At 73.7% G+C, this 13,636-nt stretch carries 11 protein-coding genes; 4 read left to right on the top strand and 7 right to left on the bottom strand.

Translation table 11 applies throughout. The features are described 5' to 3' along the window. The first annotated feature begins 64 nt into the window (after positions 1–64). Both ACIBX3_RS25915 and ACIBX3_RS25910 read left to right on the top strand, forming a co-directional pair. Positions 65–2,422 carry an ABC transporter transmembrane domain-containing protein gene (locus ACIBX3_RS25915; protein WP_397121177.1) on the top strand — a complete coding sequence of 786 codons (2,358 nt, stop codon included), beginning with the start codon at positions 65–67 and terminating at the stop codon, positions 2,420–2,422. A 181-nt stretch (positions 2,423–2,603) separates the two neighbouring features. Continuing rightward, positions 2,604–3,185: a TetR/AcrR family transcriptional regulator gene (locus tag ACIBX3_RS25910; RefSeq protein ID WP_397121175.1), complete on the top strand. Its 582-nt coding sequence runs from the start codon at positions 2,604–2,606 to the stop codon at positions 3,183–3,185. A gap of 44 nt (positions 3,186–3,229) precedes the next feature. Here the strand turns inward: ACIBX3_RS25910 and ACIBX3_RS25905 are convergent, their stop codons facing one another. The 3 genes from ACIBX3_RS25905 to ACIBX3_RS25895 all read right to left on the bottom strand — a co-directional run bounded on the left by ACIBX3_RS25905 (position 3,230) and on the right by ACIBX3_RS25895 (position 5,821). Further along, a complete protein-coding gene (locus ACIBX3_RS25905) occupies positions 3,230–4,651 on the bottom strand; it encodes an RNB domain-containing ribonuclease (RefSeq protein ID WP_397121748.1) in 1,422 nt (473 codons plus the stop codon). Positions 4,652–4,666: 15 nt separating this feature from the next. Beyond that, on the bottom strand, positions 4,667–5,008 hold the full coding sequence (locus ACIBX3_RS25900) for an STAS domain-containing protein (RefSeq protein ID WP_397121173.1): 342 nt from the start codon (positions 5,006–5,008) through the stop codon (positions 4,667–4,669). Between the two features lie 228 nt (positions 5,009–5,236). Then, a complete protein-coding gene (locus ACIBX3_RS25895; RefSeq protein WP_397121171.1) occupies positions 5,237–5,821 on the bottom strand; it encodes a TetR family transcriptional regulator in 585 nt (194 codons plus the stop codon). Positions 5,822–6,115: 294 nt separating this feature from the next. Here ACIBX3_RS25895 and ACIBX3_RS25890 point away from each other — a divergent pair, with 294 nt between their 5' ends. Next, on the top strand, positions 6,116–7,006 hold the full coding sequence (locus ACIBX3_RS25890; protein WP_397121169.1) for a hypothetical protein: 891 nt from the start codon (positions 6,116–6,118) through the stop codon (positions 7,004–7,006). 22 nt (positions 7,007–7,028) lie between these two features. Here the strand turns inward: ACIBX3_RS25890 and ACIBX3_RS25885 are convergent, their stop codons facing one another. Then, positions 7,029–7,922: a siderophore-interacting protein gene (locus tag ACIBX3_RS25885; RefSeq protein WP_397121167.1), complete on the bottom strand. Its 894-nt coding sequence runs from the start codon at positions 7,920–7,922 to the stop codon at positions 7,029–7,031. Positions 7,923–8,251: 329 nt separating this feature from the next. Here ACIBX3_RS25885 and ACIBX3_RS25880 point away from each other — a divergent pair, with 329 nt between their 5' ends. After that, the gene (locus ACIBX3_RS25880; protein WP_397121165.1) at positions 8,252–10,321 is read left to right on the top strand and encodes an alpha-galactosidase; all 2,070 of its coding nucleotides are present in this window, start codon (positions 8,252–8,254) and stop codon (positions 10,319–10,321) included. On the opposite strand, the gene ACIBX3_RS25875 is transcribed toward ACIBX3_RS25880, so the two are convergent. The 3 genes from ACIBX3_RS25875 to ACIBX3_RS25865 are packed head-to-tail and all read right to left on the bottom strand — an operon-like array spanning position 10,318 to position 13,620. Next, positions 10,318–10,950 carry a hypothetical protein gene (locus ACIBX3_RS25875; RefSeq protein WP_397121163.1) on the bottom strand — a complete coding sequence of 211 codons (633 nt, stop codon included), beginning with the start codon at positions 10,948–10,950 and terminating at the stop codon, positions 10,318–10,320. The genes ACIBX3_RS25880 and ACIBX3_RS25875 overlap by 4 nt on opposite strands. Next, complete coding sequence (locus ACIBX3_RS25870) at positions 10,937–12,481, bottom strand: substrate-binding domain-containing protein (protein WP_397121161.1); 1,545 nt, start codon at positions 12,479–12,481, stop codon at positions 10,937–10,939. Before ACIBX3_RS25870 ends, ACIBX3_RS25875 begins: the two co-directional genes overlap by 14 nt. After that, positions 12,478–13,620, bottom strand: coding sequence for a toxic anion resistance protein (locus tag ACIBX3_RS25865; protein WP_397121159.1), 1,143 nt, complete (start codon positions 13,618–13,620; stop codon positions 12,478–12,480). The genes ACIBX3_RS25870 and ACIBX3_RS25865 overlap by 4 nt, the downstream gene beginning before the upstream one ends. Positions 13,621–13,636 lie beyond the last annotated feature (16 nt).

Below are 13,636 nucleotides of genomic sequence, written 5' to 3'. Positions count from 1 at the left end.
GGGGCTGCCGGCGCAGGCGCTGGCGCCGTCGCCACTGCTGCTGCCACCGCCGTAGGTGGTGGGGGTGCTAGAGACGCCCTCTGAGAGCCGGCGGCTGAGCCGCCGGCTCTCCTTCGCCGCCTCCGGCCGCGAACTCGCCCCGGCGATTTCCCTTCGCCGCGCCTTCCGCGAGTTCTGGCCGGACACTCGCGGGCTGCGACGGCTGTTCGCTGCCGGGGTGGTGTTCGCGATCCTGGCCACGCTCTGCGAGGTCGCCGCGATCCGCCTGTTCGGCCACATCACGGACGAGGTGCTCACCACCCGGGATCTGGGGGCGTTCTGGGCCCCCGCGTTCAGCTGGCTCGGGCTCGCCGCCGTCGCCGGGGTGACGTCCTTCGCCGGCACGTACATCACCGCGCTCGGCGCGGAACGGTTCCTGCTGAGGCTGCGTGACCGGGTGTTCGACCACATCCAGACGCTCGCGCCCGACTTCTCGGAGAACCGGCGGCTCGGCGACCTGATGGCCCGGCTCACCGACGACGTCGAGGCCATCGAGGAGCTCGTCGGCTCAGGACTCGTCAAGGCGCTCACCACGGCCGCCGGCGTGGTGTTCTTCGCCGGGGCCGCCTTCCTCATCCGCTGGGACCTCGCGCTCGTCACACTCGCCCTGATCCCGGCGTTCCTGCTGGTCTCGAAGCTGTTCGCGGCCAGGTTCAGAACCGCCGCGGCACGCGAGCGGCACAGCAACGGCGCCATGAACAGCGTCCTGGAGGAGGGGCTGGCCAACCAGCCCCTCGTGCAGGCGTACAACCGGCAGCGGGCCGAGTCCCGCCGCCTGCACGCCGAGGGGCGCACGTGGCTGCGCGCCAACATGGCGCAGGCGTGGCTGTCCGGCCTGTACGGCCCCGCCGTCCAGGTCATCGAGACCGCCTGCCTGATCGTCATCCTCGGATTCGGCGCGTGGGAGATCGCCGCGGGCCGGCTGACCATCGGCGGCCTGCTCGCCTTCGCCGCGTACCTGGCCCTGCTGTACCCGGCGGTGCAGAGCCTGGGCGAGCTGGCCCTGACCGTGTCGGAGGCCGCCGCCGGGTCCGACCGGATCATCGAGGTCCTGCGCACCGGGCCCGCCGTCACCGACGCCCCCGGTGCCGTGCCCGCCGGAGCTCGGGGCCGGGTGCGGGGGAGGGTGGAGTTCGACCGGGTCGGCTTCGGGTATCCGGGGCGCGGGCGGCCGGTGCTGCGGGAGGTGTCCTTCGCCGCCGAGCCCGGCGAGCTGCTCGTGCTCACCGGGCCCAGCGGGGCGGGCAAGTCCACGCTGGCCAAGCTGCTGCTGCGCTTCTACGACCCGGACGCCGGCCGCGTCCTGCTGGACGGCGCCGACGTCCGCGGCCTGACCCGCCAGTCGCTGCGCCAGAACGTCACCGTCCTGCACCAGGAGACGCTGCTGTTCTCCGGGTCCGTACGGGACAACATCGCCTACGGGCGGCCGGACGCCTCGCTCGACGACGTCATCAGGGCCGCCGAGGCGGCCGGGGTGCACGACTTCGTCAGACGGCTGCCCCAGGGGTACGACACGCCGGTGGGGCAGCGGGGGCGGCTCCTGTCCGGCGGGCAGCGGCAGCGGATCGCGATCGCCAGGGCCGTCCTGCGCGACGCGCCGGTGCTGGTGCTCGACGAGCCCATGAACGGGCTGGACGAGGCGACGGCCGCCCAGGTCATGGGACCGCTGCGGCGGCTGATGGCCGGGCGGACGACGATCCTCATCACGCACGACCTGCGGCACGTGCCCGAGGGGGCGCGCGTGGTGGAACTGCGGCCCGTGCCCAGGGAGGACCGGATCCGTCTCAAGCGGGCCGGCCTCCGGGACCGGGGCGCCGCACGCTCCGCACGGGTGTGCGGGGCTGGTGCGGTCGCTCGGGGGCGCGGGAGCCAGGAGGCCACGCGGGGGCGCGGGAGCCAGGAGGCCACGCGGGGGCGCGGGAGCCAGCAGGTCACGCCGGGACTCGATGCCCAGCCGGCCACGCGGGTGCGCGAGGCTCACGCGATGGCACGGGCGCGTGAGGACCAGCCGGCCGCGCGGGAGGATCCGGACCGCGACACTCGGCCGATCACACCGCCCGAGCCCGGCCCGGCGTCCCCGCCGCCCGACCCGGTCGACGGCACGCCACAGGCGGTGCCGGCCGGGATCGCCCGGGAGGCGGCTTCGTCGTCTCCGCCCGGCCGGGAGGCGGCTTCGTCTCCGCTCGCCGAGGCGGCGGCTTCGTCACGGTCCCTTCAGGAGACGGCACGGGACTCGGGGCGGCACGTCGCGGCGGCGCCGGGTCCCGATCGAGGGGTTCGCCGGTTCTGGCGGCGGATCCGTGCGGTGGTGGCTGCCCATGGGCGGCGGCGCGACCCGCCCGGCGCGCGGCCTACGGCAGACCGGGCCGCCGGCCGGCCGTAACCGGTTACGGCGCCCGGCCGGGCGCACCACCGACACCGGCACCCGCCCTACGGGGCGGGTGTTCGTGTTGAGGGACCGGCCAAGCGGCGCGGCGGCCGCCACGGCGAGGGGGTGTATGTCCGGCGATCTCCTCCGATAGAATCGGAGAGCGCTCTCCGGTTGTCGAAGGCAGGTGCACGTCATGGGCGATGACCACAGCACGGCCAGGCCGCTGCGCGCCGATGCCCGCCGCAACCGCGAGCGGGTCCTGCAGATCGCCCAGGAGGCGCTGGCCAGCGACGGCCTGACCATCTCCTTCGACGAGATCGCCCGGCGGGCCGGGTTCGGGGTCGGCACCGTCTACCGGCATTTCCCCACCAAGGAGGCCCTGTTCGAGGCAGTGCTGCTGGGGCGGATCGAGCGGTTCGTGGCCGACGCCCGGGCGTTGGGGACCGCGGAGGACCCGGGCAAGGCGTTCTTCGGGTGGTTCTCGCGGGTGGTCGAGCAGGCCTCGGCGAACCAGGCGCTGTGCGACATGCTGGAGAGCGGCTCCGAGATGGCGTTCCGGCCGGGCTCGACGCTGGAGGACGATTTCGCGGCCGCGCTCGGCCGGCTGCTGGCCAGGGCGCAGCGGGCCGGCGCGGTGCGGCCCGACCTGGTGACGGAGGACGTGCAGGATCTGCTGCGGGGGTGCCTGGCGGCCGAGCGGAGGGCGCGGGCCAGGGGCGGGGCCGTGCGGATGGCGGACGTGATCTGCGACGGAATGCGGGCTCGGCCGCGCTGAGCCCGATGACCGGTCCCGCCGCCGCCCCCCGGGCCGTGACGGGCTCAGGCCAGGGTGAAGCGGACCTCGCGGGTGGACGGGTCCGCCTGCGTCAGGCGTACCGTGACCTGCTCGCCGAGCGGGAGAGCCCCGTTGCAGCGGGCGATCACGGCGGGGTCGGCGAGCTGGATCTGGCCACCGCCGCGCCGCTCGTCCACGTCGATCACCACCGCCTCGAACGCCTGCCCGATCCGGTCCCGCAGCAGGAACGCCTCCACCAGGTCCACGCACGCCCGGTCCACGGCCGCCGCGCGCCGCCCGGAGGACGACATGAGCGCGGGCAGGCTCGCCAGCCCCTCCCGCACGTCGGAGGACACCGGCTCGCCGGCGGCGACCGCCAGGCACACCTCGGTCGCGTAGCGGTCGACCAGGCGCCGCAGCGGGGCCGTGACGTGCGCGTACGGCGCCGCCACCGCGGCGTGCCCGGCCTCCTTCGGCGGGGCACCGTCGAAGGCCTCGTAGCCGGAGCCGCGCAGCAGCACCCTCGACTCGTGCAGGAACGCCGCCTGCTGCGGGTTCTTCGGATCCAGGTCGTGCACCACGGCGCCGTACCCGGCCCCGTCCGGCCACGGCACGCCCAGCGCCCCCGCCACCCTGCGGATCTTGGCCAGGTCGTCGGGGTGCGGCCGGGGCAGCACGCGCAGGATGCCGACCTCGGCGTCGAGCATCATCGTGGCCGCGGCCATGCCCGTCAGCAGCGAGATCTGCGCGTTCCACGCCTCGGCCGGCAGCGGCAGCCGGAACTCCAGCCGGTAGCCGCCGTCGGCCGGCACCACCTCCTGCTGGGGCGTGGGCAGGGTGACGCCGCCGCGCTCGCGCTCCAGGGCCAGCCGGAGCCGGCCGATCTCGGCCAGCAACCCCAGGGTGCCGTCGGCGGTGCCGGTGTCGACGGCCGCCTGCACGTACGCGTAGTCGAGGCGCTCGCGGCTGCGGACGAGGGCGCGCTGCACGTCCGCGCCGACCGTGCGGCCGTCGGCGTCGAGGTCGATCCGCCACACCGCGGCCGGCCGCAGCGCGCCGGGCAGCAGGCTGGCCGCGCCCTCCGACAGCACCCGGGGGTGCAGCGGGACCTTGCCCGCCGGCAGATAGACGGTCTCGCCCCGGGTCCGGGCCTCGGCGTCGATGATCCCGCCGGGGCGCACGAACGCGCCGACGTCGGCGATGGCGTACCAGACGCGGTATCCGGCGCGCAGCCGCTCCAGGTGGACGGCCTGGTCGAGGTCCATCGAGCCGGGCGGGTCGATGGTGACGAACGGCACGTCGGCGAGGTCCTCGGCCTCCGGTCGCGCGAGCTCCGGCACCCGCGCCACCCGTTCGGCCTCGTCGTACACGGCGCGCGGGAAGTCGCCGGGCAGCGCCAGCTCCCGGCTGATGCGATCGAACCCGTCCTCGAGCTTGAGGGGTATCTCTTCGGGAACCTGAATCATCGACACGCCCACAACCTACCGGGGCGGGCAGCCGCCCCTGATCACATGGAGGTGGGCGTCGAGGCCGGTGATCCGCAGCAGCCGCCGCACGGCCGGCGGGGCGCCCGCGATGCGCAGCGGCGTGCGCCGTCGCTGGGCGTGGTTGTGGACGGAGACGAGGACGCCGAGCCCGGCCGCGTCGATGAAGGACAGGCGGCTGACCTCGAGGACCACCGCGACGTGGCCGCGCCCGGTCTCCTGGAGCAGCTCCAGCAGGTGGCTGCGGAGCAGCTCGGTGGTGGCGATGTCCAGCTCGCCGGACACGGTGACCGTCACGGTCCCGTTGCGGCGGCTGGTGGTCAGGTGTAGTGGGTCCATCTCCGGCTCCGCGCTCTCAGGGCCGGGAACATTCCTGTCGGTTGCGCGGACCCGCCCTTGCCGTAGGCACCAGATTGCCATCCGCATGTCACATAGCGCGACTGCGTGCTTCCGTAACGGAGTTTACCCGGCAGATCGCAGCGGTCGAGAGGCGCGCGGTGAATCGGGTAGACAGGAGAATTCCTCAGGAAAACAATTCTGATTACCGAGTTGTAAAAACATCACACCTTAGCGTGGTATCAGGCCGAGAAGGAGGAGATCGCAGAGGGCGGCGAAGTCGTCGTCGATGCCCGGCAGGCTCCAGTCCGCGGCGTGCGCCGGATTGTGGAAGCGGGCCGTGGCGTCGAACACCGCTCGCGCCGCGGCGGCGGGGTCGGGCGCGGCCAGTTCTCCCCCTTCCACGCCGGCGGCGATGATCTGCCGGATCTGGCCCACCATGTCCGCGACGTGCCCGTCGATGACCGCGCTGGCCTCCTTGACCAGCACCATGTACGTGGCGAACAACTCGGGGTCGTCCAGCGCCTTCTTGCGCTTGGACGAGAACAACGCGCTCAGCCAGTCGCGCAGCCGTGCCGCGGCGGGGGCGTCCTCGGCCATGACGGCGGCCAGGGCGGCGTGCGACTCGTCCAGCCATCGCTGGGTGACGGCCTCGCGCAGCGCCGTCTTGCTGGGGAAGTGCCGGTAGACGCTGCCGTGGCTGACGCCCAGCGCCCGGGCGACGTCGACGACCGTGGCCTTGGCGGGGCCGTAGCGGCGCAGGACGTCTTGGGCGGCCTCGAGGATCTGCTCGGGCGTCAGGATGCCATCTGTCATATTCCCAATTCTGTCAGTCGAAGGGGGATGGGCAGGCGCCGGTCCCGTTCTGTGGATTTCTACCTTTTCGAGGTGCCGTCGTATGCGTGTACTGGGCTCTGGGACACCGGATCGCGGCGATCGCCGGGGAAGAACGGCCGCTCGATCCCAGGGCCGTGTGTCCCGTGGGAGGGGAGCCCCGGGGGGAGCCGTCCCTCCGGCGAGAATGCCGGAGGGACGGACCGGGCTTTTTGTGGAAATTGCCGAGTTTGCGGAAAAGATCACACTACGCTGCTAGCCCGTCAGGGTACGAAATTGGAGTGGCGCATCGTGTGGATCGCAGTGGCAGTGCTGGCCGCCATCGCCGTGGGCGTGGTGGCCTGGTGGCTTCGCCGTGACCCTGCCGGTGGCGACGTCTACGGCACGTTCGAGGCCGAGCGGAAGTGGAGCTGGGAACTGCGCCTCACACCCGAGGCCGAGGCCGCGTTCCTGGAAGGGCTGCGGGCCTACCACGACGCGGGCAACGCCCTGGAGCTCGCCGGGGAGCGGGAGGTGCTCACGGCGTACGGCCCGCCGCGGCTGATCTCCCTGCACCTGCTCGCCGACGGTTTCGCCGCCCTGGGGGACGTCGCGATGCACGATCCGCAGGGCACGGTCGCGGACATGATGGCGGGGTTCGCGGCCGGCGAGCGGCCCGGGGTGCTGCACCTGCGCGAGGAGTGGCCGGCCGGCGAGGTGGACGGTATGGACCTGGCCGCCTTCGCCGCCGCGGTGAGCGAGATCGTCTGCCCGGAGGGCGCCGAGGGCCTCCGGCCCTGGCCCGGCGGCGACGGCATTGGAGCGTTGCAGGTCGCCGTGCTCGCCGGCGGGCCGGACCCGGGGGAGGAGACGTCGACTCACGTCAACGGGGAGCCCGTCGCCGCGGGCCTGGCCACAACGACGATCAAGGACCCGGTCGCACAGGGCGTGCCGGACGACGAGGGCCGGCGGCACGCCAACACGATGATGCTGGACCTGGCCCGGGTGCTCGACCTCTACCAGGAGGCCCGCGAGAAGCAGCCGGAGGCCCCCGCGGGCGCGCTGCTGCGCGGGGTCGTGGCCGGCGTGATCGCCGCCGGCGGGCCCGGCCTGACCTGGGTGCGGCCGGCCACACCCGAGGAGCGGCGTGTCGTGGTGGAGGCGGCGGGCTCCTCCGAGCTGCGCTGACGGCCTCGCCGGCCGCCTGGCGTCAGGCGTTGACCTCGGCGCGGCCCTGCCGCCAGTAACCCATGAACGCCACCGCGCGCCGGTCCATGCCGCGCTCGGCCACCAGGTGCCGGCGCAGCGTCTTGATCACGGCCGCCTCGCCGGCCAGCCACGCGTACAGGGAGTCGGCCGCCTCCTCCTCCGGCACCTCCCACAGCTCCTCGGCGTCGACGTCCACGTCGTCGAAGGCCTCCGGCCGCGGCATCGGAGGCAGCAGCCGCTCGGCGGCGGCCCGTACGGCGGGGACGAGCAGGCCGCCGCGCTCGGCGTCGTTCCTGGCCAGCCAGCTGACCTTGACCGAGCAGGCGGTCTCGACGGGCAGGAAGTCGTCCTCGTACGGGACCTCCATCAGGGCCTCGCCCACGACGCCGGCGGGCAGGCGCTCGAGCACGGAGCAGATGGCGGGCACGGCGGTCTCGTCGCCGGCGATCAGCACGGTCCTGCTGCCGGTGGGCGGGCGGAACTCCAGGCCGCCGTGCCAGCCGTCGTAGCGGGCGTCGGGGCCCATCAGGACGGCGACGTCCCCGGGCCGCGCCTGCTCCGCCCAGCGGGCGACCGGCCCGTCGCCGCCGGGGTGCATGACCACGTCGACGTCGACCTCGCGGGCGTCCTGGCGGACCTGCCTGGCGGTGTACGTGCGCATCGGGTTGCGCTTGCCGTCGTCCAGCTGCCGCCACTTCATGAACCAGTCCGGGCCGGTCGGCAGGCGGGCCAGGCCATGCTCGGGGATCGGCAGGATGAGCTTGATGCGCTGGTCGAAACCGTTGTCGGCGAAATGATGGAGATCGTCTCCGGTGAACGTCACCCGCAGGAACGACGGGCTCAGCCGCCGCAGCCGTACGACCTGGGCGTGGAACATGTGAAAGGGCTCGACCATCCCGGCCTCTCCATAGATATTAGGTGAGCCTAACCTAAACGATCGGCGGCGGGTGTGGCCAGTCCCGCATGGTCGCGGCTCGGCTGCGGATCGGGGCACGCGCAGGTCGCAAGGCATCCGCACAGTCGTCAACTCGCGTTGTGGCAGCGGTCGTCGCGGGCGTCGCGGCCCTCACCGGCACGACCTCCGGCGTCCGCCCCGGAGGGCCTCCCCGTGCCTGGACGGGAGAACGGTTTCCGGTAGCGTCTCCACTCAGGTCACACGACCCCTGAGCTGAACGGACGCCGGCCCGCGGATCCGGCGCACGGACGTGAGTAAGGAGCCCCCACTTGTCACCCGTCATCCTCTCCGCCGCCGGCGTCGCCCTGCTGCTCGACACCGCCGGCCAGGGCCTGCCGCGGGTGCGCCACTTCGGCGCCGACCTCGGTCCCGTCGCGGGGCCCGGGCTGCTCCCCGCGCCGGCGTCCCCCGCCCTGCCGCTGCTGCCCGCCCAGGGCGACGGCTGGTACGGCAGGCCCGGCCTGGCCGGGGCCCGGGACGGCGAGCACTGGCCGGTGCGGTGGACCCTGGACCGGCTCGACGTGGACGCCACCCCCGGCTCCGGTGGCGCCGTGACGATCGGCGCCGCCGACGCCCGGGCCGGGCTGGCGGTGGTGAGTGAGCTGGCCATGGACGCCGGAGGCCTGGTGACGATGCGGCACACGGTGACCAACACCGCCGCCTCGCCGTACCGCCTGGCCGGGTTGACCTGTGCGCTGCCCGTGCCCGCGCGGGCCGGCGAGCTGCTGGACTTCACCGGGCGGTGGGCGCTGGAGAAGGTGCCGCAGCGCAGGGCTTTCGGGCACGGCGTGTGGGCCAGGGAGAACCGGCGCGGGCGCACCGGGCACGACGCCACCGGGCTGCTCGTGGCCGGGACCGAGGCGTTCGGCTTCCGTAGCGGCGAGGTGTGGGCGGTGCACGCCGGCTGGAGCGGCGGCCACGTCCACTACGCCGAGCGCCTGGACGACGGGCCGGCGCTGCTGGCCGCGGGCGAGTTGCTGGAGCCCGGCGAGGTCACCCTCGCCCCGGGTGAGAGCTACGCCACGCCGCTGGTGTACTTCACCTGGTCGGGGCGCGGCCTCGACGACGCGAGCGCCCGGCTGCACGACCACCTGCGGGCCGCCCGCCCGCTGCCGGTCCGGCCCGTCACGCTCAACAACTGGGAGGCCACGTACTTCGACCACGGCCTCGACCGGCTGCGGGAGCTGGCCGGCAAGGCGGCGGCGGCCGGGATCGAGCGCTTCGTGCTCGACGACGGCTGGTTCCGCCACCGCCGCCACGACCGCGCCGGGCTCGGCGACTGGTACGTCGACGAGCAGGTCTGGCCGGACGGGCTGCACCCGCTGGCCGAGCATGTGCGCAAGCTCGGCATGCAGTTCGGGCTCTGGTTCGAGCCGGAGATGATCAACCTGGACTCCGACCTGGCCCGCGAGCACCCCGACTGGGTCCTCGGCCAGGCCGATCGGCTGCCGCCGCCGCAGCGCCACCAGCAGACGCTCGACCTGGCCCGGCCGGAGGCGTACGCCTACCTGCTGGAGCGGCTGGACACGCTCGTCGGCGAGTACGCGCTCGACTACATCAAGTGGGACCACAACCGCGACATCGCCGAGCCCGTCCACGACGGCGTGGCCGGCGTGCACGCCCAGACGCTGGCGACCTACCGGCTGCTGGACGAGCTGCGCCGCCGCCACCCCCGGCTGGAGATCGAGTCGTGCTCGTCCGGCGGCGCCCGCGTCGACTACGGCATCCTCGCCCGTACCGACCGGGTGTGGACCTCCGACAGCAACGACGCCCTGGACCGGCAGGCCATCCAGCGCTGGACCGGGCTGCTCGTGCCGCCGGAGCGGCTGGGCGCCCACGTCGGCGCCCCGCACGACCACGTCACCGGCCGGTCGCTGCCGCTGGCCTTCCGGGCCGGCACCGCGCTGTTCGGCCACATGGGCGTGGAGTGGGACCTGACCTCCGCGAGCGAAGCCGAGCTGGAGGAACTGGCCACCTGGATCGCGCTGCACAAGCGGCTGCGGCCGGTGCTGCACGCCGGGCGCGTGGTCCACGCCGACCACCCGGACCCGTCGGCGCTGCTGCACGGCGTGGTGCTGCCCGAGCGGGGCGTGTTCGGCTTCGTGCAGCTGACCTCCCGCCTCGACTGGGTGCCCGCGCCGCTGCGGCTGCCCGGGCTCGACCCCGCCGCGCTCTACGAGGTACGCGTCGCCGGGCCCGTGCCGCAACGCGCGGCGATGCCCGAGTGGGCCGCGGCGCCGGTGCGGCTGCCCGGGTCGGCGCTGGGCGAGCTGGGCCTGCCCGCTCCCACCATGCGTCCCACGTCGGTGCTGGTCATCGAGGTGGACCGGGTGGGTTAGCCCAGGTCCAGGCCGGAGCCGCCGAACCGGTCCCGCAGGAACCGGCCCTGGTCGCGCAGCGCCTGCTCGTCGCCCCGGTGGATCGCCTCGGCGACCTTGCGCATCTCGGCGTCGAGCAGCGCGAGCTGGGCCAGCAGCTCCTCGTGCGCGTTGCGCTCGCGATCGGCGCGCCGGGCCAGCGCGTAGCCGCGCGGCAAGTTCGCGTACGCCTCCAGGCCGGCCGGCAGATAGCTGCGGATCGTCTGCGACACCACGTGGAGCTGATCGGGGGACGCGGTGAGCTGCTCGGCACGGCCGAGCACACCCCTGAGGACCTCGGCCAGCTCCGCCACGGCCGCCTGCACGTCGGCGGGGAAGCGCCGCTCGATCCGCCGCAGCAGCGTGTCCAGGTCGGCCCGCAGCGCCCGGGTCTCGACCTCGGCGTGAGAGATCGTCAGGCGGACGCGGTCGGGCGGGGCGAGCAGCGCGCCCACCCCGTACAGCGCCGCCACGACCACCGGCCAGTACGCGCCCGCCAGCCCCAGGAAGTGGGCCAGCAGGCCGAGCAGCGCCAGGCAGGAGCCGGCGATGTTCCTCGTCGACCCCAGGTAATCCAGCAGGCGCCGCGGCACCCGGTCACTGATAGCCACGGATCTCCTTGAACGCGCTGCTCAGCGAGGTCGAGCGGGCGTCGAACACGGCGCCCCCGGTCAGCTGTGCGACCTGGCGCATCTCCGCCACGTCGCTCTCGCCGAACAGCACCACGAACGCCGGCGTGCGGCGCCGCTCCTCCGGCAGCGCCCGGAAGTACGCCTCGAAGGCGGCGTAGTCGATGCCGTCGGTGTTCTCGCCGTCGGTCATGAGCACGATCGAGGAGTAGTGGCCGGGAGTGACCGGCCGGTCGTAGGCCGCCTTGAGCCCGTCGTAGATCGCGGTGCCGCCCGCCGCGTCCAGCCCTTCGGCGAACTCCTTGATGCGCGCGAGCACCGGAGCGGGGTCGCGTTCCGGGACGGTGAACGGGACCGGCCCGCCCGCGCTGCCGTCGAACGGGATCATCGTCACCGTCTCGCGGTTGCTGAAGCGGGTGAAGGCCCCGGACGCGGACGTGTCGGCTCCGGTCAGCGCGACGAGCGCCTGCCGCAGGGCCTCGATCCTGTCCCCGGCCATCGAGCCGGACGTGTCCAGCACGAACGTCGCCTCCGCCGGGACGCGGACCTGGTTGAGGTAGGTGGCGATCAGCTCGTCGGCCGTGCTGCGCCGGTTCGGGAAGGGAAGCTCGATGAGCTGAGCGGAACCGAACCTGGGATCCTGCGCCACGCCGGGCACGATCGGGCGGCGGTGCGTGCCGGTCACGATCTGCTTCTGCACGGCGGGCGTGCGCAGCCAGGCGGCGAGCTTGCCGTACAGGACCTTCTTCTCCTCCGGCGCGGAGGCGAGCAGCGTGAGCGGGTAGTCGGCGCTGACCACGCCGTCGCTCGGGTAGACGATCGTGACCGGCTCGCGCAGGCCCAGCAGCACCGACTCGTAGTTGACCATGCCGTCCACGCCCGGGTCGCGGGCGTAGGCGTCGGCCAGCCAGCCCGACGAGCCGGCCGTCAGCCGCTGCGCGGAGAAGAACTCCTTCAGCTTCGGCGTGACCGTGCCCACCTGCTCGGCGCTGAGCGCGCCGTCGGCGTCCGACAGCGCCGCCGCCACCCCGACCAGGGCGGAGAAGCCGGAGTTGGAGGAGGCCGGGTTCGTCATGCCGAAGCTGAACCTGCCGTCCTTGGCCGCGGCCGCGATGTCCGCCCACGAGACCGGCTTGCCCGTCCAGCCGAGTTCGGCGGCCTTGGCCGGCCTCAGCCCCAGCACGACGGGGGACACCATGGTCTTGGTCTGGGTGGACAGCCTGGCCTGGGCGCCGTCGATCAGCGACAGGTAGCGGTTGGAGGAGAACCAGGTCGCGTCCACCCGGCCGGCGGCGCGGCCGGAGGCGACCTGCTCGGCGCCGTCGAGCGTGCCGCTGTAGGTCAGTCTGACCTTGACCCCGGCCTCCTGCTCGGCCCGCCGCAGCAGCGGCTCCAGGTCCTTGATCTCGCTGCCGGCCAGCACCCGCAGCACATCGGGCCCGTCCCCGGGCTCCCCGGACGCGCCGCAGGCGGCCGCGGCCAGGAGCAGGACCGCCGCGAACGCGCGCCTCACCGGGCACCCTCCCTGGCCCGTTCCAGGTACGTCTTCGCGTGGTCCAGCTCGGCGGACAGGCTGTCCACCGTGGTGGCCATGCTCTCCACGGCCTTCGCCCGGAACGTGTCGATCATGTCCATGGTGGCGTAGACGTTGTCGAACGCCTGCCGCAGCGTGTCCAGATCCACGGTCGCCGCGGCCGCCTGGTTCTGGATCGCGCCCGCCTGCGTCCGCAACATCTCGCTGGTGGCCAGGATGAGGTCGCTGGTCGTGGCGTTCAGCGCGCTGATCTGGTCGAGCACCAGCTTCTGACCGGCCAGCGCCTGCGCGACCGTGACGGCCGTGCGCAGCGCGGCCACCGTGGTCGTGGTGGCCCGGTCCACGCCCTTGCTCAGCTCCAGATTGTTCTTGCGCACCAGGTCCAGGGCCAGGTAGCCCTGGGCCGAGACGGCCAGCTGGGTGAGCAGGTCCTGGTGCTTCTGCCGCACCGCGAACAGCGCGTCCGAGCGCAGCGCCGTGGCCCGCTGCTCGTCGGCCGCCGCGATCCGCTCCTCCAGCGCGGCGTCCATGGCCTTGGCCATGAGCGCGTACTCCTGCAGCCGGGTCATCGCCTCCCACAGGTTCGCCTTCTCGCCCTCGATGGCGGCGTTGTCGCGCAGCAGCTCGTCCTGGCCGGACTTCAGCGCGCGGATGATGTCGTCGATGTGCTTCTGCGCGGAGTGGAACCTGGCGAAGTAGTCGCGCAGCCTGTCGCCGAACGGGATCAGCCCCAGCAGCTTGCGGGTCCCGCTCGCGGCCTGCTTGGGGTCCAGGTCCACGACGGTACGGCGGAGCGCGACGAGTTTCCCGGCGACCCTGGCCTGCGCGTCGGAGCCCTCGCCCTTGGCCGCCTCGAGCGCGGCGAGCGGCCGCTTGAGCATGCGGTTGGCCACCTGCGAGGCGGACCTGATCTCGGTGTCGCCCATCGAGGAGATGTCGTGCACCTTGCGGGAGAAGTCCGGCGAGCGCGGGTCGAGCCCGCTCAGCTCGCCGGCGAAGTCGCGCGCCTTGGCGGTGAGCTCGGCCGCGCGCTCTTCGGCGATCGGCAGCATGGTCGCCGCCGTCTCGGCCGGCACCGGCGCGACCGGCGCGGGCGGCGTGAGCACGAGATCGGACACGTGTGGAATCTCCTCG

Origin of the sequence: Nonomuraea sp. NPDC049480, from assembly GCF_044465905.1 — a bacterium.
Lineage (GTDB): Bacteria > Actinomycetota > Actinomycetes > Streptosporangiales > Streptosporangiaceae > Nonomuraea.
The sequence above is the reverse complement of the archived record's forward strand: the minus strand, read 5'-3'. Positions and strand labels throughout refer to the sequence as shown.

What these genes read in the sequence shown, in the direction of transcription:
- ACIBX3_RS25910 (WP_397121175.1), top strand. Translation starts at nt 2,604, where the DNA reads ATGGGCGATGACCACAGCACGGCCAGGCCGCTGCGCGCCGATGCCCGC.
- ACIBX3_RS25905 (WP_397121748.1), bottom strand. Translation starts at nt 4,651, where the DNA reads ATGATTCAGGTTCCCGAAGAGATACCCCTCAAGCTCGAGGACGGGTTC.
- ACIBX3_RS25900 (WP_397121173.1), bottom strand. Translation starts at nt 5,008, where the DNA reads ATGGACCCACTACACCTGACCACCAGCCGCCGCAACGGGACCGTGACG.
- ACIBX3_RS25895 (WP_397121171.1), bottom strand. Translation starts at nt 5,821, where the DNA reads ATGACAGATGGCATCCTGACGCCCGAGCAGATCCTCGAGGCCGCCCAA.
- ACIBX3_RS25885 (WP_397121167.1), bottom strand. Translation starts at nt 7,922, where the DNA reads ATGGTCGAGCCCTTTCACATGTTCCACGCCCAGGTCGTACGGCTGCGG.